This is a genomic window from Pseudomonas sp. MN1F (assembly GCF_009391885.1).
In the GTDB taxonomy this organism is placed as follows: domain Bacteria; phylum Pseudomonadota; class Gammaproteobacteria; order Pseudomonadales; family Pseudomonadaceae; genus Aquipseudomonas.
Genome location: NZ_VZII01000016.1, coordinates 68,387 through 88,710, shown reverse-complemented (window position 1 = coordinate 88,710; position 20,324 = coordinate 68,387). Strand labels below are relative to the sequence as shown.

Here is a 20,324-nt window from a genome sequence, read left to right as displayed (position 1 = left end):
CCACCGCGTCATGGCTGTCGACCCCGCGAGCAACCGCAGTTTGTTCAAGGAGAGCGAGGGTTCACCGATCGATTTTGGCAAAGGCTTCGATGCTAATGGCAACCAGCAGGCCCTGGCGCCCGGGCAGGCCATGCAATGGGATGCGCGAAATCAATTGAGCCTGGTGACCCAGGTTGTTCGCGAAGATCCCGATGGCCGGGACGACGATGTGGAAGCCTATGTGTACGACGGCGGTGGCCAACGGGTGCGCAAGGTCCGTCGAATGCAAACCCTGAGGGGCGCGCAAGTCGGTGAAGTGCGCTATTTGCCGGGGCTGGAGATCCGCACGCTGGCGTCAGGTGAACACCTGCAGGTAGTCACCGCCCAAGCCGGGCGCAGTGGTGTGCGGCTCTTGCATTGGGCGGCCGACAAGCCTGGTGGGATCGATAACGACCAACTGCGCTACAGCGTGAGCGATCACGTGGGCAGCAGCCTGCTGGAGCTGGCGCAAAACGCTGAACTGATCAGCCAGGAAAGTTATTACGCCTACGGCGGTACCGCCTGGTGGGCAGCGCGCAGCGCTGTCGAAGCGAAATACAAGACGGTGCGCTATTCGGGTAAGGAGCGCGATGCAACAGGGTTGTATTACTACGGTTACAGGTATTACGCACCGTGGTTGCAGCGCTGGATCAATCCGGACCCGGCGGGGGATGTGGATGGGTTGAATGTGTATCGGATGACGCGGAACAATCCGGTCGTGTTTCACGATCAAGATGGAAGGCTATCGGTTGAACAACAACTGGGTCTATATATTACCGCAGCGGTATTGGCAATCGTTGCAGTTGTGGTTATTCCCCTGCTTCATCGACGTGTTTTGGCTAGGATGGCGATTGAGGAAAGGGCAAATATGGCTTCTGAGGATAACACCACTATTCAGCATTTGAACAAAGTGGCTGAACAACAAGCTCGTGAATCCGGGCTTCCAGGTAGGGCAGCTGAAGCATATCGGGATTTTTTGAAGACAGAGTATTTTGAAAAGTTTAAGGCGGCAGGTCGAGGTCTTCAGAGCGGTTTTTATTCTAGCGAGGGAATGGTGCATGCTTATGCTTTTTTTCCTGAAGATTATAAAAGGGTTGTAGAAATTGTTGAAAGCGGCCATGAAGTTGGCCGAAGATTGAAAGATTTGGGTGTCAATCATAAGGTGCTCGTGAGACCAAAATCGCGCACTGATCAGGTGGCTAGGGCACCCGAGTCGGCGACTGTTTTTGAACAACAGTCCAGCAAGACTACTGTGAGAAGGAATGCGGTAAAGAGGGCTGTTGCATCGGTTGGTAATCAAACTTCTGGTAACGTTGATAGCGCTGGAACAGAGTTGATATTCGCCGTGGTAAATCCACAGCACTTTGCTGAGCAAAGCATGTCGAGCATGGATTCGAAGATATTGGGCCGAGCCATAGAAAGCCTGCGAAGCCGGAAGGTCGGTTATAAGTTGAGTGGAACGAATGAGTTCGTGGTAGACCTTCCTGGGTATAGAGGGCAAAAAGGCAGGGGCGCCTATCGATTGGCTTTTACGCAAGAAGGTACAAAAAGACGGTTGACCAGGATCGTCAATCCGCACCTATGAGAACCCCTTGCTAAATGAGATCTCAAGAAGCCACTTGAATGAGGTAGGATTATCTTTGGGCATTAAAAAGCCGGCTTGTGGCCGGCTTCTCGGGGACGCTTCCGACTAATTTATGGTAAGTCGCAACCGCCTTAACTGTGTGGCCATCAAGGGCCTGAAAGAGATGGCAAACGCTCGTGTGGAACGTCGCCGAGCCCTCTGGCACACGGCTTGCGCCGGCCGGGGCTGAATGTGCGGCGTAGCATACAAGGGCTGGTGCGGTATGCCCAGCAAAAAATGGCACAGCGTGTGTCAATCGGGGCGTCGCTGGCGGTAATGCGACCAATGGAACACCCAGCCGAGTACCTCCAGCTTCTGCACCGCGCACTGCAAGGTGGTGTAGCGTTCGACAACCTCGCGCCGGTTGTGGCTATGCAGGCACAAGGTGCCCCGGTGGCCGAGGCTCAGGCTGTTCACCCTGAGCCGGCCGTTGTGCAGCAGGGCATAGATCTCGCCATCGACCACCTGGGTGTAGCTGAGGTCGATCGCCAGGATCGCATCACGTGGGATCCACGGCGCCATGTTGTCGGCCGGCATGGTCATGCAGATGGCTGTGTCCACAGGCACGGCCAATGCCTCCAGCGCAGGTGCCGGCATTGCCAGGTGATGACCGTCGAGCGCTATGAGCTGGCCATTACGCAGCTCGTTGAAAGGCACTTGCACCAGAGGAGCAGGTTGTTCCGATGGCGTTTGTAACGGCGTCGCCTGGGGCGCGTACATGCGCAGGAACGAATGCGGGTGCTTGGGGCCTTCGCCGGTCTGCAGCCAGCGGCGCTGCACACAGAACAACTCGGCCATTTCATCGAGGCGGGCAATCGGGATGCCTCGGGTGAACCAGTTGTTGATGTGCTGCGACGAGACGCGGCGCTGGGCAGCGAAGTCTGAAGGGGTCAGGCCACATTCCCGAAGGAGTGCCTTGAGGCGGTCACCGGATCTTTTCATGCGTCCGAGTGTAGCGGCCGGTTGCCAGTAGCGAAATGAACGTGATGTAGATATGAACAGCGTGAAACATGCCGGGATGTAGGGCAAAGGCGTAGGACTGCGTAGGACTTTTTACCGACCTCCTGCGTCACCCATAAAAAAACCCCGCCGAGGCGGGGTTTTTTCTACAAAACAGTATCAGCCTTTGTAGGCTGCGACCGATTTGGTGATCGCGGCGCGGGCGGCGTCGGCGCCTTCCCAGCCTTCGATCTTGACCCACTTGCCCTTCTCGAGATCCTTGTAGTTCGCGAAGAAGTGCTCGATCTGCTGGATCAGCAGGGCTGGCAGGTCGGTGTATTCCTTCACGTCGACGTACAGCTGGCTCAGCTTGTCGTGAGGAACGGCGATGACCTTGGCGTCGCCGCCGCCGTCGTCGGTCATGTTCAGCACGCCGACTGGACGGGCGCGGATGACCGAGCCTGGAGCAACCGGGTACGGAGTCACGACCAGCACGTCCAGCGGATCACCGTCGTCGGCCAGGGTGTTGGGGATGAAACCGTAGTTGGCCGGGTAGAACATCGGGGTGGCCATGAAGCGGTCGACGAACAGGGTGTCGCTCTCCTTGTCGATTTCGTACTTGATCGGCGCGTGGTTGGCCGGGATCTCGATGGCGACGTAGATGTCGTTCGGCAGGTCTTTGCCAGCCGGAATCTTGCTGTAGCTCATTGGGCAGTGCCCCCGTGTTTGATCAAAAAAGTGGCGGCGATTATAGGCACATTCCGCCAGGCCATGCCACGTGTGGACGGATGTGCGGCCGCATCAGGCGTGGCTTTCGCGGTAATCCGGGTGCGCGGCCTGCAGCTTCAGCAGGCGCTGCAGAGGGTTCTGCCGGTAGAACAGCGACAGCTGCTGGTACACCTGTGGATAAGCCTGCTGCAGCAGGTCGGGAGCGCTGAAGAAATATTCACTGGTGACGGCGAAGAATTCCGCCGGGTTTTCCGCTGCGTAGGGGTCGATGGCGGTTTCGGCGTCGGGGTCGGCGTCAAGCTGGCGGTTGAGGTCGTCATAGGCCTGCTGCATGGCTGCGGCCCAGTCTTCCACGCGCATGCCCGGGTGCAACGGCGGCAGGCCATTGGCATCGCCATTGAGCATGTCCAGTTTGTGCGCCAGCTCGTGGATCACCAGGTTGTAGGCCTCCCAGCCGCCACTGGCGAGCACCCCGGCCCAGGCCAGGATGATCGGCCCCTGCTGCCAGGCTTCGCCGCTGTGCTCGGCATCCCACACGTGCTCCACGCCACTGGCATCGCGGTGGCGCTGCGGGCTCTTGAAGTCGTCGGGGTAGAGGATGATTTCGTGGAAGCCCTGGTACCAGTTCAGCTCGCCAAGGTGCAGCAGCGGCAGCTGCGCCTGGGCGGCGAGAAACAGGCGCTGCTGGTCGTCCAGTTCGACCCCGGGGAGGGTCGTCAGGTGCTTGTCGAGCAGGAACAGGATGCAGGCTTCGCGCAGCCACTGGTCTTCCACCTCGCTGATGCCATCGAGCATTGGCAGGCGATCACGGATCACCTGCCATTGCCGTGGGTCGATCGGGTAGCGCGCGAGGGTGCGCTTGCGCCGCCAGGCGCTGAAGGACCACATGTCTGCTGTCAGTGGGCCTTGGCGGTGCGGCCCAGGCGGCTGCGCAGCAGGCCAAGGATCATCGGTACCAGCGACAGCACGATGATGCCGACCACCATCAGCGACAGGTGCTGCTTGATGAACGGTACATTGCCGAAGAAGTAGCCCAGGGTCACCAGGCCGCCGACCCACAGCAGCGAACCTGCCACGCTGAAGCCGAGGAAACGCGGGTAGTGCATATGCGCGATGCCGGCCACGAACGGCGCGAAGGTGCGCAGGATGGGCAGGAAGCGCGCCATGGTCACGGTCTTGCCGCCATGGCGTTCATAGAACTCATGGGTGCGCTGCAGGTAGTCGCGGCGGAAGATCTTCGAATTGGGGTTGCTGAACAGTTTTTCGCCTGTGGTGCGGCCGATGATGTAGTTGGTGCTGTCGCCCAGGATGGCGGCGGCCATCAGCAGGCCTGCCAGCAGGACAGGGTCCATGCCGCCACCTGCGGCCACGGCGCCGGCGATGAACAGCAACGAGTCGCCCGGCAGGAACGGCATCACCACCAGGCCGGTTTCGCAGAAGATCACAGCAAACAGGATCGCGTAGATCCAGGGGCCGTAGTTGGTCACCAGCAGATCGAGGTAGGTATCGAGATGCAGGATTAAGTCCAGCGGGTTGAATTCCATGTACAGCACCTGTGTTCTTGACCCGCTTTACGGGCACGCGATGACGGACAATGCCCTGGGCGTCGGCATGACTACCTGTGGATGGGTAAATTTTCACACATGGCAGGTCGAAGCATTATACGGCGAAGCAGGAAACCTGCCCGTAGAGTTTGTAGCGGGGGGTTACTGTGTGAGCTTGTGCTGGCCTGTGCGCGGCGAACCGCCGCGAACAGGCCAGTAGGGTCAGTCCTGATTGATCGGCAATATGTAGTTCTCGAACTCGGTGTCCTTGCGAAAGCCGATCGATTCATAGGTCTTGCGCGCCGCTTCGTTGTTGGCGCTGGTCGATACCCGCATGCGCACGGCCTGGGTGTCCTTGGCCATTTTCTTGGCCTCGCGCATCAGATGGTCGGCCACCAGCATGCGCCGCGAGTCTTCGGCGACGTAGATGTCGTTGAGGATCCATACACGTTTCAGCGAAAGCGATGAAAAGCTCGGATACAGCTGGCAAAAGCCGAGCAATTTACCGTCATCATCGTCCGCCAAGGCCAGGTAGATGACCGATTCGTCGCGTTTGAGGCGCTTTTCCAGAAAGGCACGCGAGCTGTCGGGGTAAGGGAGCTGCCCATAGAACTCGCGGTATCTGACGAACAGCGGGGTGAGCAGATCGAGGTGGTCCAGGGTTGCCTTGATGATGCGCATGTGCGGCCCTCAGAGTCCATTTGGGGAAACAGCGGAATGCCTGCAGCTTTCTTGGGCATGCTGCCCCAATGCTGGCCATCAGTGCAATCCGCCTTCCATTACATGTTCTTTAACCTTCACCAAGCAGGAAGTTGCCGCGCTGGTTGGGGGCATTTTCACTGTCGATGCTATGGACCTCGGCTTCGTCCTTCAGATTCACACCGGAAAGTTGCCGCCGGCAGGCTTCGCGCATCAGGTATAGCAGGCGGTGGGCAGCCATGCCGTAACTCAGGCCTTCCAGGCGAATGTTGGAGATGCAGTTGCGGTAGGCATCGGTCAGGCCGACCTTGGGCGCGTAGGTGAAATACAGGCCCAGGCTGTCTGGCGAGCTCAGCCCCGGGCGTTCGCCAATCAGCATCACGGTCATGCGCGCACCGAGCAGTTGGCCAACTTCGTCCGCCACTGCAACCCGGCCTTGCTCCACCAGCACCACCGGGGCGCTGGTCCAGCCATCGGCTGCGGCTTGCTCCTCGAAGCGGGCCAGGAATGGCAGGGTGTGGCGGTGCACGGCCAGGGCCGAGAGGCCGTCGGCGACCACGATGGCCAGGTCGACGCCGTCAGGGTTGGCCTGGGCATGCTGGCGCAAGCGCTCGGCCGAATCGTCGTTCAGCCGCCGGCCCAGGTCGGGGCGTTGCAGGTACTGGTGGCGGTCGCTGGCAGCGCTGTGCAGCACCAGGCTGTCGCGGCCGCGGTCCTTGAGCTGCTCGCTCAGGGCGGCGTGGTCGAAGGCCAGGTGCACGGCGTCGCGGGCCTGGGCGTGGGCGAACTGGAAGTCCAGTTGCGCAGCGGTAGGCAGGCTGGTGCCGCAACGGCCCAGGGCGATGCGTGCCGGGGTCAGGTTGCGCAGGGCCAGCCAAGGATTTTCAGGGGTGGGGGATCGGTCTGCCATGGTCACCTCTAAGCCAGCTGTGCCAAGGCCTGGCGGAATGCCGGCGGCAGGTTGTCGCCAAAGCGCACGCGGCCATCGGCCTGGGTGAAGATGCCGGTGCGTTGCAGCCAGGCTTCGAATTCCGGCCCGGGCTTCAGGCCCAGGGTCTGGCGCGCATACAGCGCGTCGTGGAATGACGTGGTCTGGTAGTTGAGCATGATGTCGTCGGAGCCTGGGATGCCCATGATGAAGTTGATCCCGGCCACGCCCAGCAGGGTCAGCAGGGTGTCCATGTCGTCCTGGTCGGCTTCGGCATGGTTGGTGTAGCAGATGTCGCAACCCATCGGCACGCCGAGCAGCTTGCCGCAGAAGTGGTCTTCGAGGCCGGCGCGGATGATCTGCTTGCCGTTGTACAGGTACTCGGGGCCGATGAAGCCGACCACGGTGTTGACCAGAAACGGCTTGAAGTGGCGGGCCACGGCGTAGGCGCGGGTCTCGCAGGTCTGCTGGTCGACACCGTGGTGGGCGTTGGCCGACAGCGCGCTGCCCTGGCCGGTCTCGAAGTACATCAGGTTCTGCCCGAGCGTGCCGCGCTTGAGCGACAGGCCGGCCTCGTAGCCTTCCTGCAACACGTTGAGGTTGATGCCGAAGCCGGCGTTGGCCGCCTCGGTGCCGGCGATCGACTGGAACACCAGGTCCAGCGGCACGCCGCGGTTGATCGCCTCGATCGAGGTGGTGACGTGGGTCAGCACGCAGGCCTGGGTGGGGATGTCGTAGCGCTGGATGATGGCGTCGAGCATTTCCAGCAGGGCGCAGATCGAGGCGATGCTGTCGGTGGCCGGGTTGATGCCGATCATGGCGTCGCCGTTGCCGTAGAGCAGGCCGTCGAGGATGCTGGCGGCGATGCCGGCCGGCTCATCCGTCGGGTGGTTGGGCTGCAGGCGGGTCGACAGGCGCCCGCGCAGGCCCATGGTGCCGCGGAACTGGGTGACCACGCGGATCTTCTGCGCCACCAGCACCAGGTCCTGCACGCGCATGATCTTCGAAACGGCGGCGGCCATTTCCGGGGTCAGCCCCGGGGCGAGGGCGCGCAGGCTCTGTTCGTTGGCCTCTTCGCTGAGCAGCCAGTCGCGCAGGCCGCCTACGGTCAGGTGGCTGACGGCGGCGAAGGCCTGGGCGTCGTGGGTGTCGACGATCAGCCGGGTGATTTCGTCCTGTTCGTAGGGGATCAGTGCTTCATTCAGAAAATGCGTCAGCGGGATGTTGGCCAGGGCCATCTGCGCGGCCACCCGTTCACCGTCGTTGCTGGCGGCGACTCCGGCCAGGAAGTCCCCGGAACGGGCCGGGCTGGCCTTGGCCATCACGTCCTTGAGGCTGTCGAAGCGGTAGACCAGGTGGCCTACCGTGTGTACGAAACTTGCCATACAGAATCTCCAGAGCCGCGGGCTGGCCCGCGGCAGGTGGCTTTGATCAGTGCAGGGCCTCTTCGGCCTTCTGGATCGCGGCGAATTCCTCTTCCGGTGTGCCCGCAACCAGGTGGTGGCGGCTGTAGAACGCGAAGTAGGCAATGAATACCGCATAGATCACCGCAGCGCCAATCACCACCCGTGGGTCGACCAGGAAGCCCGCGACCACGGCGATACAGGCCAGTACCAGGGCCAGGCCCGAGGTGAAAATGCCGCCTGGGGTGCGGTAAGGGCGTTCCATTTTCGGCCGACGGATACGCAGGGTGATGTGCGCGGCCATCATCAGCACATACGACAGTGTGGCACCGAATACCGCCACCAGGATCAGCAGGTCGCCCTGGCCGGTCAGCGACAGGGCAAAACCGATGATCCCGGGGATTACCAGCGCCATGACCGGGGCCTTGCTCTTGTTGGTTTCCGACAGCTTGCGCGGCAGGTAACCGGCGCGGGAAAGGGCGAAGATCTGCCGCGAATAGGCATAGATGATCGAGAAGAAGCTGGCGATCAGGCCGGCCAGGCCCACCAGGTTGACGAAGCTGCCCATCCAGGTGGAGCCGCCGTAGGCCTTGGCCAGCGCCTCGACCAGCGGGTTGCCGGAGGCTTTCAGGGCTTCGGAGCCCGCACCGCCTGGGCCAACCACCAGGATCAGCAGGGCGAAGGCCAGCAGCACCAGCATCGCACCGATCAGGCCGCGTGGCAGGTCACGCTTGGGGTTTTTGGTTTCTTCGGCGGCCAGTGGCACACCTTCGACGGCGAGGAAGAACCAGATGGCATAGGGGATCGCGGCCCACACGCCAACGTAGCCGAACGGCAGGAAGCTGCTGGCGCCAACGGCGTCCGTTTTGGCGATGTCGAACAGGTTGGCTGCATCAAAATGGGGCACCATGGCCACCAGGAACACGGCCAGGGCGATGGCCGCGATGGCGGTGATGATGAACATCAGTTTCAGCGCTTCACCCACGCCGAAGATGTGAATGCCGATGAAGACCACGTAGAACGCCAGGTAGATCATCCAGCCACCAATGCCGAACAGTGACTGGCAATAGGCGCCGATGAACGTGGCAATGGCGGCGGGGGCGATGGCGTATTCGATGAGGATTGCCGTGCCAGTCAAAAAGCCGCCCCACGGGCCGAAGGCGCTGCGGGCAAAGCCGTAGCCGCCGCCAGCGGTGGGGATCATCGAGGAAAGTTCGGCCAACGAGAAGCACATGCACAGGTACATGGTGGCCATCAGCAAGGTGGCGAGGAACATGCCGCCCCAGCCGCCCTGGGCCAGGCCGAAGTTCCAGCCGGCATAGTCGCCGGAAATCACATAGGCAACGCCCAGGCCCACCAGCAGTACCCAGCCGGCGGCGCCTTTTTTCAGTTCACGTTGCTGGAAATAGTCCGAGCCGACTTTTTCGAAGTCAACGGAAGACCCTGCCGGCACACCGGCGGAATGATCGCTTGGCATAGTTTCACCTGTTCTTTTTCTTGATGGCCGGAAGGGCTCCGGGCCGATGGTGATGGGTACTGCAGGAAGCGAGCCAGAGCGGTTGGGGCCGCCAGTCGGCGGCCCCAGTGCGCTGTTTTAGAAGAAGCCCAGCGGGTTGATGTCGTAGCTCACCAGCAGGTTCTTGGTCTGCTGGTAGTGGTCGAGCATCATCTTGTGGGTTTCACGGCCAACGCCGGACTTCTTGTAGCCACCGAACGCGGCATGCGCCGGGTACAGGTGGTAGCAGTTGGTCCACACGCGGCCCGCCTTGATGCCGCGGCCCATGCGGTAGGCGCGGTTGATGTCGCGGGTCCACACGCCGGCACCGAGGCCGAACTCGGTGTCGTTGGCAATGGCCAGGGCTTCGGCTTCGTCCTTGAAGGTGGTGACGCTGACCACCGGGCCGAAGATTTCTTCCTGGAACACGCGCATTTGGTTGTTGCCCTTGAGCAGGGTCGGCTGGATGTAATAACCGGTGGCCAGCGCGCCTTCGAGTTTTTCCACCTTGCCGCCGGTCAGCAGCTCGGCGCCTTCCTGCTGGGCGATTTCGAGGTACGAGAGAATTTTCTCGAACTGCTGCTGCGAGGCCTGGGCGCCGACCATGGTGTCGGTGTCGAGTGGGTCGCCGCGCTTGATCTGCAGCACCTTCTTCATCACCACTTCCATGAACTGCGGGTAGATCGACTCCTGCACCAGGGCACGCGATGGGCAGGTGCACACCTCGCCCTGGTTGAAGAACGCCAGCACCATGCCTTCGGCGGCCTTGTCGATGAAGCTCGGCTCGGCCTGCATGATGTCTTCGAAGTACACGTTCGGCGACTTGCCGCCCAGCTCGACAGTGGATGGGATGATGTTCTCGGCGGCGCATTTCATGATGTGCGAACCGACCGGGGTGGAGCCGGTGAAGGCGATCTTGGCGATGCGCTTGCTGGTGGCCAGTGCTTCACCGGCCTCGCGGCCATAGCCTTGCACCACGTTGAGCACGCCCTTGGGCAGCAGGTCGCCAATCAGCTCGACCAGCACGGTGATGCCGAGCGGAGTCTGCTCGGCCGGCTTGAGTACCACGCAGTTGCCGGCAGCCAGCGCCGGAGCGAGCTTCCAGGCGGCCATCAGGATCGGGAAGTTCCACGGGATGATCTGCCCGACCACACCCAGTGGCTCGTGGATGTGATAGGCCACGGTGTTTTCGTTGATTTCGGCAGCGCCGCCTTCCTGGGCGCGGATGCAGCCGGCGAAGTAGCGGAAGTGGTCGACGGCCAGCGGGATGTCGGCGTTGAGGGTTTCGCGGATCGGCTTGCCGTTGTCCCAGGTTTCGGTAATGGCCAGGAGTTCCAGGTTCTGTTCGATACGGTCGGCAATCTTCAGCAGGACGTTGGAGCGGTCCTGGACCGAGGTGCGGCCCCAGGCATCGGCAGCGGCATGGGCGGCATCCAGGGCTTTATCGATGTCTTCGGCAGTGGAGCGAGGGAACTCGGCGATCAGCTGGCCGTTCACCGGGGAAGTGTTGTCGAAGTACTGGCCTTTGACGGGGGCCACGAACTCACCGCCGATGAAGTTGCCGTAGCGGCTCTTGAAGGAAACCTTCGCGCCCTCGGTACCGGGATGTGCGTAACGCATGGTGTGTCTCCTGGCTGTTATGTTTGTTGAGGAGTTGAAAAGCGTAGAGCAAAGGTTGGGCCAGCGTGGTGCGCCCCAGTGAAATCAATGACTTGGGTCATGTTTCGGCGCGGCGGGAAGATGCCCTGTGCCAGGCCTGGCACGGCCGGGGTGACACTTTGTGCCGTTTGCGACACGCGGCCGGCGGGCACGTTGCAAAGCCTGCGCGGGTGGAGGATGCTGGCGTGAATCTCTATCTGCGGAGAACAACAACAAATGCAGAGCAATTCATTCAGTCGCCATGCCCAGCAAGTGCACACGGTTGCCCGTGGTGAAGCGGGCAGCGATCCTTCGATTGCCCGCTCCTGGCTGCGCTGCCTCGACGATTACCACCTCGACCCGTCCGTGGTCGAGGCCCCCGTGGTGCTCGAACACGGCCGCCTGCTGGAGAGCCGCGAGCGCCTGCGCCAGGTGCTGAAGATCGCCGACAGCGAAATGAACAGCCTGCACCAGCAGCTGTCCGGCGCCGGCCATGCGGTGCTGCTGACCGATGCCCGTGGGGTGATCCTCAACTGTGTCACCGCGCCCAGCGAGCGGCGCAACTTCGAGCGTGCCGGGCTGTGGCTTGGGGCGGACTGGAGTGAGGCCCGCGAGGGCACCAACGGCATCGGCACCTGCCTGGTCGAGCGCCAGGCCGTGACCATTCATCAGAATGAGCATTTTCGCGGCCGCCATACCGGGCTGACCTGCTCGGCGAGCCCGGTGTTCGACCCGCACGGTGAGCTGCTGGCGGTGCTCGATGTGTCCTCGGCACGGCCGGACGTATCGCGCCAGAGCCAGTTCCACACCATGGCGCTGGTCAACCTCTCGGCGAAGATGATCGAGAGCTGTTATTTCCTGCGTCATTTCGAGCAGCAGTGGTTGCTGCGCATCCACGTGCAGGCTGAGTCGGTCGGCCAGTTCAGCGAAGGGTTGCTGGCGTTCGATGGCGATGGCCGCATCTGCGCCGCCAATCAGAGTGCCCTGAACCTGTTGGGCACCCTTCGCGGTGGCGTGCTGGGCAAACCGCTGGAAATGTTCTTCGCCTGCAGCCATGACGAGCTGTTCGGCCGTGCCACGCCCGGCGGCAGCACGGTCTGGCCGTTGCGCACCCGTGATGGTCGCCAGGTGTTCGCCAGCCTGCGCGGGCAGGCGAGGGCGCCGTTGTGGACGGTGCCGGCCAGCCTGCCCCAGCCCAGGCCCGCCGCGGAGCCGGGCATCTGCTTGCTGGACCCGGCCTTGCAACACGATTTTCATCGTGCCGTGCGCGTGTTCGAGCGCGACGTGCCGCTGCTGCTGCGCGGTGAGACCGGTTGCGGCAAAGAGGCCTTCGCCCAGGCCGTGCACCAGGCTAGCCAGCGCCGTGGCAAGCCATTTGTGGCAGTGAACTGTGCGTCGATTCCCGAGAGCCTGATCGAGAGCGAGCTGTTCGGTTATCGCGGCGGCAGTTTTACCGGGGCGCGCAAGGAAGGCATGCGCGGCAAGTTGCTGCAGGCCGAGGGTGGAACCTTGTTGCTGGACGAGATCGGCGACATGCCGCTGGCTTTGCAGACCCGTCTGTTGCGGGTGCTGGAAGAGCGCCAGGTGGTGCCGATTGGCGGTGAGCCACAGGCGGTGGATGTACGCATCGTCAGTGCCACCCACCGGGATTTGCTGGAGCGGGTGGAGCAGGGGAGTTTCCGTGAAGACCTGTACTACCGGCTCAACGGTCTGGAAGTCGCGTTGCCAGCGGTGCGCGAACGCAGTGACAAGGCACAGTTGCTGGACTTTCTGCTGCATCAAGAGGCGCAGGGACAGGTGGTTCGATTGGCGCCCGAGGCGCGTCAGGCACTGCTTGGCTTCGCCTGGCCAGGGAACGTCCGGCAGATGCGTAATGTGCTGCGGACCTTGGTGGCGCTGTGCGAAGACACCACCATCCGCTTCTTGGACCTTCCCGCCATCATCAAGACGTACGCGCCCTCTGTGGGAGCGGGTGTGGAGCCTGAAGTTTCGGTGGGCGTCGATGTATTGCAGAGCGCTGAACATCAGGCGCTGATGGAAGTGCTGGAGGCAAAACACTGGCACCTGACCCGGGTCGCCGAGCACTTGGGCATCAGCCGCAATACCTTATATCGAAAATTGCGAAAACACGGCATCAGCCGCGTGTAATAACCGAAACAGCGTGTGCGATTTTTCTCGCCCTAGGCTACCCTGCCTCGAAGTTTTGCGAGGTCGACCATGCATATTCATATTCTCGGTATTTGCGGCACTTTCATGGGCTCGCTGGCCGTACTGGCCAAAGAGCTCGGCCACCGCGTCACCGGTTCCGACGCCAACGTCTATCCGCCGATGAGCACCCAGCTCGAAGCCCAGGGCATCGAGCTGACCCAGGGCTACGACCCTGCTCAATTGGACCCTGCACCTGATCTGGTGGTGATCGGCAACGCCATGTCGCGGGGCAACCCGGCGGTGGAGTATGTGCTGAACAAGGGCCTGCCTTATGTGTCTGGCCCGCAGTGGCTGGCCGACCACGTGCTGCAGGGCCGCTGGGTCCTGGCCGTGGCGGGCACCCACGGCAAGACCACCACCAGCAGCATGCTGGCCTGGGTGCTGGAGCATGCCGGCATGAGCCCGGGCTTCCTGATCGGCGGCGTGCCGCAGAACTTCTCGGTGTCGGCGCGCCTGGGCGGCACGCCGTTCTTCGTGGTCGAGGCCGACGAATACGACAGCGCCTTCTTCGACAAGCGTTCGAAGTTCGTGCACTACCATCCGCGCACCGCGATCCTCAACAACCTCGAGTTCGATCACGCGGACATCTTCCCTGATCTGGCGTCCATCGAGCGGCAGTTCCACCACTTGGTGCGGACCATCCCGAGCGAAGGCCTGGTGATTCACCCGACCACCGAGCAGGCGCTGGAGCGCGTGATCGGCATGGGCTGCTGGACCCCGGTGCAGACCACCGGTGAAGGTGGCCAGTGGCAAGCGCGCCTGCTCAGCGCCGACGGCTCGCGTTTCGATGTGCTGTTCGAAGGTGAAGTGCAGGGTGTGGTGGACTGGGCCCTGACCGGCCAGCACAACGTCGCCAACGCCCTCGCCACGCTGGCCGCAGCCCGTCATGTGGGCGTGGTGCCGGCCATGGGCATCGACGGCCTGAGCGCGTTCAAGAGCGTCAAGCGGCGTATGGAGAAGGTCGCTGAAGTTCAAGGTGTGACCATCTACGACGATTTCGCCCACCACCCGACCGCCATTGCCACCACCCTCGACGGCCTGCGCAAGCGGGTTGGCGAAGCCCCGATCATTGCCATCATCGAGCCGCGCTCCAATTCCATGAAGCTGGGCGCCCATCGTGACGGCCTGCCGGAAAGCGTCAACGACGCCGACCAGGTGATCTGGTATGCGCCCGCCAACCTGGGATGGGACCTGGCCGCCACTGCCGCGCAATGCAAGGTGCCAAGCGTGGTTGCCGACGGCCTCGACGCGATCATCGACCGGGTCAAAGGCCAGGCACGCCCGGGAACCCATGTGGTGATCATGAGCAACGGCGGCTTCGGCGGCCTGCACGGCAAGCTGGCCGAGGCCTTGAAGTGAGCGGACCGGAGCGTATCACCCTGGCCATGACCGGCGCCTCCGGCGTGCAATATGGCCTGCGTCTGCTCGATTGCCTGGTGCGCGAAGACCGTGAGGTGCATTTCCTCATCTCCAAAGCCGCGCAACTGGTGATGGCCACCGAGACCGACGTGCTGCTGCCGGCCAAGCCGCAGGCCATGCAGGCGTTTCTCACCGAATACACCGGAGCGGCCGACGGGCAGATCCGCGTGTACGGCAAGGAAGACTGGATGTCACCGGTGGCCTCGGGCTCCGGTGCGCCAGCCGCGATGGTGGTAGTGCCGTGTTCGACCGGTACCTTGTCGGCAATCGCCACCGGTGCCTGCAACAACCTGATCGAGCGGGCCGCCGACGTTACCCTCAAGGAGCGTCGGCAGTTGATCCTGGTGCCGCGCGAGGCACCGTTCTCGACCATTCACCTGGAGAACATGCTCAAGTTGTCGCAGATGGGCGCAGTGATCCTGCCGGCGGCACCGGGGTTCTATCACCAGCCGCAAACCATCGATGACCTGATCGACTTCGTCGTGGCGCGCATTCTCAACCTGCTGAACATTCCGCAGGACATGTTGCCGCGCTGGGGCGAGCATCATTTCGGGGCTGACGATTGAGGCGTTTGCTGGCCGGCTTGCTGGCGGCAAGCCTGCTCGGCGGCTGCGCCACGGTGCGCACGCTGGATGCCAACAAACCAGGGGCGCCGGTGGTGTATGCCGGGACCCGGCTGGACCTGTATGTGATCAACGGCGGGTGCTGCCCCAAGGATCGCTACGGGGCTGAGGCGCCGGCTTATCCGCACCTGGACCTGCCGGGCAGCATGCTGCTGGATACGCTGTTCCTGCCGCTGTCGTTGCTGACCGCGGCAGGCATAGGGTTTCAGGCTACGGGCGGCCTGTAAGGGCTATTTCTTGCCGAGTTTGCGCAACTCGTCGGACTCGATGACCCGAATGCCGTCCTCTTCCTCCAGCGCCAGGCGCCACAGTGCCCGGGCCAGGGTGCAGGCTTCGATGCCCCGGTATTTACCGGGCATCAACTTCGAAAATGGCGATGCCAGCTTCTCGCCGAGCCGCGGTTGTATCCGTTCACCCAGCAGCAGCGACGGCCGTACGATGGTCAGTTGTGGCCAGTCCTGAGCCTTGAGCGCTTCTTCCATCTCGCCCTTGACCCGGTTGTAGAAAATCGGTGACTTGGGGTCGGCCCCAATCGCGCTGACCACCAACAGATGCCGCGCCCCCATTTCCCGCGCGCGCTTGCTGAAGGCGACGACCATGTCCAGATCGACGGCGCGAAACGCCTGCTCCGAGCCCGCCTGCTTGAGGGTGGTACCCAGGCAGCAGTAGGCAATATCGACCCGACCGGCCAGTTGCGGGAGAAACACCGCCGGGTCGCCCACCGGGTTCTCCAGGTGAGGGTGTTCGGCCAGTGGCCGACGGGTCGGTGCCAGTACGCGACTGATGGTGGGTTCGTTGAGCAGGCGGTCGAGCAAGTGCTCGCCGGTAAGGCCGGTGGCTCCGGCAAGCAGGACATGCTGAGGCGTCAAGTACATGATGTCTCTCCCTTGTTACACACAAGCTTAGCGGCTGGCAGGCGTTTTTGCCTGTTCCTCGGCCTTGGCCTGTGCTGCATTACGCAAGGCTTCTTCGGCCTGTTGCCGACGCAGTTGCTGCCAATGTGCCAGTACTGCGGGCGGAGCCCAGATTTGCGGCTCGGAGGCTTCGAAACCTTCCCTTCGTTCTCTTTCGGCAACGCTGGTACGCGCCAGTTCAAACGCTTGTTTCAGGTCGTCGGTCTGGTTCAGGGCCTCGGCGAACAGGGCGTCGCCGAAGTAGGTAAAGTCAGCTTCTTCCGAGCAACCGAACGATACCCGGTCGGCACGTGCCGCGGTCATGATCACCGTGCGATCATCCTTGAGCGGGGCGATGTAGCCGCCGGAATAGCAGGCTGAGATGACAATGACCTTGTCGCGGTCCTTGAGTGGCGCCAGGGCACTGGCCAGTTCGTCGGCGGACAGGTCGGCCAGTTGCAGGCGTGGCTGGTCGAGCACCAGTTGGTGGTCCTGGCTGCCGTGGCTGGTCAGATAGATGAAGATCAGGTCTTCCGGGCCGCTGCGCTCGGCCAGGGTGCGGGCGGCGCGCGTGAGGTTCTCGCGGGTGGCCATGGGGCGGGTGGCCATCTGGTCGCGGTGGTTGACCAGGGTGACCTGGCCGCGGGCACCGAAACGTACCTTGAGCATGTTGCTGACATAATCGGCTTCGCGCAGGAACACGCTTTGCTGGCCATCGCCGGCCAGTACCAGGCTGTACAACTGGATGGGCGACGCCGAGCGCGGTATCCGGGCCAGTGCGTCGTCGAGCAGGCGGCCCTGGTTGAGCAGGGCCAGGTCCAGCGGGTCGGGCAGCAGTTTGCCCTTCTGGTCACGTACGCGCACGCCATTGGCCCAGGTGCCGCTTTCGACCTTGCCATTGGCCAGGGTCAGCGTGCCATGGCCGTGGTAGGCATCGTTGTCGAAACCGCCGACGTACCTGCTGCCGTCAGGCAGCTGCAGGCTGCCTTGGCCGGACAGGTGCCAGTCGAGGAAGGTGCCTTTGTAGTGGCTGCCATCGCTGCCGAGCATTTCACCTTCGCCGATCAGCGAACCGTCCTTGAAGTTGCCGATCCACACGTCGCCGTCGGCATTTTCGTAGCGGCCGCGGCCTTCCAGGCGGTTGTCCTTGAACTCGCCGATGTATTGCTCGCCATCGACGCTGTCGTAGGTGCCGCTGCCTTGCAGCTGGCCATCGACGAAACGGCCGCTGAACTGGTTGCCGCTGGCATCGCTGCGCACGCCGGCGCCATTGGGTTTGCCTTTGGCGAACAAGCCTTGGTAGCGGCTGCCGTCGGCCATTTCCAGCTCGCCTGCACCTTCGTACTGGTCGTCCTTGAATTGGCCGCGGTAGGTCTGGTCGGCCTGCTTGAGGCTACCTTCACCGTCCCGCCGACCGTGGCTGAACGTGCCGGCATAGTGGCTGCCCGGGGTGGTCAGGTCGCCCAGGCCGTGAAACAGCCCTTTGTCGAACTGGCCACGGTAGATCTCGCCATTGCTGCCGTGCCACTCGCCCTGGCCGTGCCACTGGCCGTCCTTGAAGCTGCCGGCGTACCAACTGCCGTTGGGGTAGTCGATGCGTCCCTCGCCCTGCAGCAACCCATCGACCACCTGGCCCCGGTAGCGGCCACCGTCGGGCAGGCGCGCGTCGGGCGGGGACAACGACTCGCCATCGCCACAGGCAGCGAGCATCAGGGTCAGTGCGAGGGGGAGCAGTGCACGCATGGCGGAATCCGGGCAAAAAGTCTCCCGAGTATGCCGCAGAATAGGGGGCGGAGGTATCTGTGATCCAATCGAAATCGGTGTGTGCCTCTTCGCAGGCTTGCCGGCGAAGAGGCCTGGTCATCAGACGAAGCAGAGCGAGAGGGGTTCGGCGATGTAGGCCGGCTTCTCTTCGCCTTCGATCTCCAGAGTAGCGGTGGCCTTGAGCAGCCATTGCCCCGGCTTCTTCTCGATTACCTCAGTCAGGTCGACCTTCAGGCGCACCTGGCTGTCGACTTTCACCGGCTGAATGAAGCGCACGCTGTCCAGCCCGTAATTGACCACCATCTTCACACCCTCAGGCAGCACCAGGATATCCAGCATCAGCATGGGGATCAGCGACAAGGTCAGGAAACCATGGGCGATGGTGGTGCCGAACGGGGTTTTCGCCGCCTTTTCCGGGTCGACATGGATGAACTGGAAATCGCCGGTGGCTTCGGCGAACAGGTTGATGCGCTGCTGGTCGATCTTCAGCCAGTCGGAACGTCCCAGCTCCTTTCCAACGTACTGCGACAGCTCGTTAACCGGTACATAGGGCATGGCGACTCTCCAAGGTTGTCATTTGGTACGAGAGTGCAAGATCAGCACGGCGAACCGTTTCAGTCAAGATGCCCGCTTTTCGGCGAATATCGGCTTATGGGCAGCGCGTGCTTATAATGGCCGCCACCTGAAGGAGATCCTTATGCTGTTGCGTGGTTTGACCTGGCTGGTGCTGTTTCAACTGCTGGGTACGGCGCTCAATCACTTGTGCGTGCCGATTCTGCCGGGGCCGATCATCGGCCTGTTGCTGCTGCTGTTTTTCCTCATGGCCCGTGGCGAAGTCGGCAAGCCGCTGAGTGAGGCCGCCGGTAGCCTGCTGCGCTACTTGCCACTGCTGCTGGTGCCTCCGGCGGTGGGGGTGATGGTCTATGCCAAGGACATTGCCGCAGACTTCTGGGCGATTGCCGGTGCGTTGCTGATTTCCTGCCTGGTGACCCTGGTGTTCGTCGGCCTGCTGATGCAGAAGCTCATCGACCGTCAACATGGCAAGCGCGAGGAGCAGCCATGATCCTGGACTGGCAAGGAGCGCTCGACGCCGTCATCCACCACCCGTTGTTCGGCATCGGTATCACCCTGGGCGCTTACCAGATCGTGCTGGCAGCCTATGAAAAGACCCGCTGGATCTTCCTGCAGCCGGTATTGGTATCGATGCTGCTGGTGATTGGCGTGCTGCTGACCTGCGGCATCAGCTACGCCGAATACCGCAAGAGCACCGAGATCATGAACATCCTCCTCGGCCCCGCCACCGTGGCCCTGGCAGTGCCGCTCTACCTCAACCTGCGGCGTATCCGGCAACTGTTCTGGCCGACATTTACTACGCTGGTAATCGGAGGCCTGTTCGCAACGGTCTGCTGCCTGCTGCTGGGCTGGTGGTTCGGTGCCGAACACATGATCCTGATGACCATGGCGCCGAAATCGGTCACTTCGCCGATCGCCATGCTGGTGGCTGAACAGATTGGTGGCGTGGCGGCGTTGGCGGCCGTATTCGTATTGATTACTGGCGTGATCGGGGCGATCTTTGGCCCGGCGCTGCTGACCCGCTTGGGTGTGCACAGCCCGGAGGCGCGGGGTATGTCGCTGGGTGTGACGGCTCACGCCGTGGGCACTTCGGTGGCCTTGCAGGAAAGTGACGAGTGCGGCGCTTTTGCCGCGCTGGCGATGAGCCTGATGGGGGTGGCCACGGCGGTGTTCCTGCCGTTGGCGGTCAGCCTGGTGGCTTGAGGAGTTGTGATGACGCTACCGCTGTTTCCCCTCAATACCGTGTTGTTTCCTGGTTGCCTGCTGGATCTGCAGATCTTCGAGGCGCGCTACCTGGACATGATTGGCCGTTGCATGAAGCAGGGCACTGGTTTTGGCGTGGTGTGCATCGTCGAAGGCGAGCAGGTCGGCAAGGCGCCGCCGGTGGTGGCCTCGATTGGCTGCGAGGCGGTGATCCGTGACTTCGTTCAGCAAGACAACGGTTTGCTGGGCATTCGTGTGGAAGGTGTCCGTCGCTTCGAGCTGAGCCAGACCGAGGTGCAGAAGGACCAGTTACTGGTGGGCGAGGTGCATTGGCTGGCGGAGCAGCCGGACAGCCCGCTCACCGAGCATGACGATGACCTCCTGGCGCTGCTGGTGGCCCTGGGCGAGCACCCGATGGTCGAGGCACTGGACATGCCGCGGGAAGTCGACGGGCGCCAGGCTCTGGCCAACCAGCTGGCCTATCTGCTGCCGTTCATGGAAGAGGATAAGCTGGACTTGCTGGCAATCGACTCGCCGGCGCAGCGGCTGGAAGAGATCCAGAAGCTGCTGGAGCGGATTCAGGGTGAGTTGTTCGCCTGATTGAACTCAATGGCCTGCACCGGC

20 protein-coding genes are annotated in these 20,324 nt (G+C 62.5%); 8 read left to right on the top strand and 12 right to left on the bottom strand.

Annotated features, from left to right (window positions below):
* The first annotated feature begins 10 nt into the window (after nt 1-10).
* Nucleotides 11-1,603 (top strand): RHS repeat-associated core domain-containing protein, encoded by a 1,593-nt coding sequence (locus F6X59_RS10770; protein WP_306109982.1) that lies wholly within the window; start codon nt 11-13, stop codon nt 1,601-1,603.
* Between the two features lie 291 nt (nt 1,604-1,894).
* Here the strand turns inward: F6X59_RS10770 and F6X59_RS10765 are convergent, their stop codons facing one another.
* From F6X59_RS10765 to F6X59_RS10725, 9 genes are all read right to left on the bottom strand, one after another.
* Complete coding sequence (locus F6X59_RS10765) at nt 1,895-2,584, bottom strand: XRE family transcriptional regulator (RefSeq protein ID WP_152956251.1); 690 nt, start codon at nt 2,582-2,584, stop codon at nt 1,895-1,897.
* Between the two features lie 177 nt (nt 2,585-2,761).
* Nucleotides 2,762-3,289, bottom strand: coding sequence for an inorganic diphosphatase (gene ppa, locus F6X59_RS10760; RefSeq protein ID WP_152956250.1), 528 nt, complete (start codon nt 3,287-3,289; stop codon nt 2,762-2,764).
* A 93-nt stretch (nt 3,290-3,382) separates the two neighbouring features.
* Entirely contained in the window at nt 3,383-4,198 is an 816-nt protein-coding gene (locus F6X59_RS10755; RefSeq protein WP_152956249.1) for a zinc-dependent peptidase, read from the bottom strand.
* Between the two features lie 8 nt (nt 4,199-4,206).
* Nucleotides 4,207-4,854, bottom strand: coding sequence for a DedA family protein (locus F6X59_RS10750; protein ID WP_152956248.1), 648 nt, complete (start codon nt 4,852-4,854; stop codon nt 4,207-4,209).
* A 222-nt stretch (nt 4,855-5,076) separates the two neighbouring features.
* The gene (locus tag F6X59_RS10745; RefSeq protein WP_152956247.1) at nt 5,077-5,535 is read right to left on the bottom strand and encodes a GNAT family N-acetyltransferase; all 459 of its coding nucleotides are present in this window, start codon (nt 5,533-5,535) and stop codon (nt 5,077-5,079) included.
* A 109-nt stretch (nt 5,536-5,644) separates the two neighbouring features.
* Nucleotides 5,645-6,463 (bottom strand): ethanolamine ammonia-lyase subunit EutC, encoded by an 819-nt coding sequence (gene eutC, locus F6X59_RS10740; protein ID WP_152956246.1) that lies wholly within the window; start codon nt 6,461-6,463, stop codon nt 5,645-5,647.
* An 8-nt stretch (nt 6,464-6,471) separates the two neighbouring features.
* A complete protein-coding gene (locus tag F6X59_RS10735) occupies nt 6,472-7,866 on the bottom strand; it encodes an ethanolamine ammonia-lyase subunit EutB (protein WP_152956245.1) in 1,395 nt (464 codons plus the stop codon).
* A 46-nt stretch (nt 7,867-7,912) separates the two neighbouring features.
* Complete coding sequence (gene eat / locus F6X59_RS10730) at nt 7,913-9,361, bottom strand: ethanolamine permease (protein WP_152956244.1); 1,449 nt, start codon at nt 9,359-9,361, stop codon at nt 7,913-7,915.
* 117 nt (nt 9,362-9,478) lie between these two features.
* On the bottom strand, nt 9,479-10,999 hold the full coding sequence (locus tag F6X59_RS10725; RefSeq protein ID WP_152956243.1) for an aldehyde dehydrogenase family protein: 1,521 nt from the start codon (nt 10,997-10,999) through the stop codon (nt 9,479-9,481).
* A 255-nt stretch (nt 11,000-11,254) separates the two neighbouring features.
* Between F6X59_RS10725 and F6X59_RS10720 the strand changes: the two genes are divergently transcribed.
* From F6X59_RS10720 to F6X59_RS10705, 4 genes are all read left to right on the top strand, one after another.
* Nucleotides 11,255-13,165: a sigma-54-dependent Fis family transcriptional regulator gene (locus tag F6X59_RS10720; protein ID WP_152956242.1), complete on the top strand. Its 1,911-nt coding sequence runs from the start codon at nt 11,255-11,257 to the stop codon at nt 13,163-13,165.
* Nucleotides 13,166-13,234: 69 nt separating this feature from the next.
* Nucleotides 13,235-14,584, top strand: a complete 1,350-nt coding sequence (mpl, locus tag F6X59_RS10715) for a UDP-N-acetylmuramate:L-alanyl-gamma-D-glutamyl-meso-diaminopimelate ligase (protein ID WP_152956241.1) — start codon at nt 13,235-13,237, stop codon at nt 14,582-14,584.
* The gene (ubiX, locus tag F6X59_RS10710; protein WP_372240351.1) at nt 14,581-15,210 is read left to right on the top strand and encodes a flavin prenyltransferase UbiX; all 630 of its coding nucleotides are present in this window, start codon (nt 14,581-14,583) and stop codon (nt 15,208-15,210) included. The genes mpl and ubiX overlap by 4 nt, the downstream gene beginning before the upstream one ends.
* Nucleotides 15,207-15,494 carry a YceK/YidQ family lipoprotein gene (locus F6X59_RS10705; protein ID WP_152956240.1) on the top strand — a complete coding sequence of 96 codons (288 nt, stop codon included), beginning with the start codon at nt 15,207-15,209 and terminating at the stop codon, nt 15,492-15,494. The genes ubiX and F6X59_RS10705 overlap by 4 nt, the downstream gene beginning before the upstream one ends.
* Before the next feature lie 3 nt (nt 15,495-15,497).
* Here the strand turns inward: F6X59_RS10705 and F6X59_RS10700 are convergent, their stop codons facing one another.
* From F6X59_RS10700 to F6X59_RS10690, 3 genes are all read right to left on the bottom strand, one after another.
* The gene (locus tag F6X59_RS10700; protein ID WP_152956239.1) at nt 15,498-16,142 is read right to left on the bottom strand and encodes an oxidoreductase; all 645 of its coding nucleotides are present in this window, start codon (nt 16,140-16,142) and stop codon (nt 15,498-15,500) included.
* A gap of 27 nt (nt 16,143-16,169) precedes the next feature.
* Entirely contained in the window at nt 16,170-17,903 is a 1,734-nt protein-coding gene (locus tag F6X59_RS10695) for a C13 family peptidase (protein ID WP_152956238.1), read from the bottom strand.
* Nucleotides 17,904-18,023: 120 nt separating this feature from the next.
* Entirely contained in the window at nt 18,024-18,479 is a 456-nt protein-coding gene (locus tag F6X59_RS10690) for a MaoC family dehydratase (protein WP_152956237.1), read from the bottom strand.
* A 142-nt stretch (nt 18,480-18,621) separates the two neighbouring features.
* Here F6X59_RS10690 and F6X59_RS10685 point away from each other — a divergent pair, with 142 nt between their 5' ends.
* Genes F6X59_RS10685 through F6X59_RS10675 form a run of 3 tightly spaced genes read left to right on the top strand, consistent with a single transcriptional unit; the run spans nt 18,622 to nt 20,300 of the window.
* Nucleotides 18,622-18,987: a CidA/LrgA family protein gene (locus F6X59_RS10685; RefSeq protein ID WP_152956236.1), complete on the top strand. Its 366-nt coding sequence runs from the start codon at nt 18,622-18,624 to the stop codon at nt 18,985-18,987.
* A 2-nt stretch (nt 18,988-18,989) separates the two neighbouring features.
* A complete protein-coding gene (locus F6X59_RS10680) occupies nt 18,990-19,700 on the top strand; it encodes an LrgB family protein (RefSeq protein ID WP_178120070.1) in 711 nt (236 codons plus the stop codon).
* Between the two features lie 9 nt (nt 19,701-19,709).
* Nucleotides 19,710-20,300, top strand: coding sequence for an LON peptidase substrate-binding domain-containing protein (locus F6X59_RS10675; protein ID WP_152956235.1), 591 nt, complete (start codon nt 19,710-19,712; stop codon nt 20,298-20,300).
* Nucleotides 20,301-20,324: the final 24 nt, after the last annotated feature.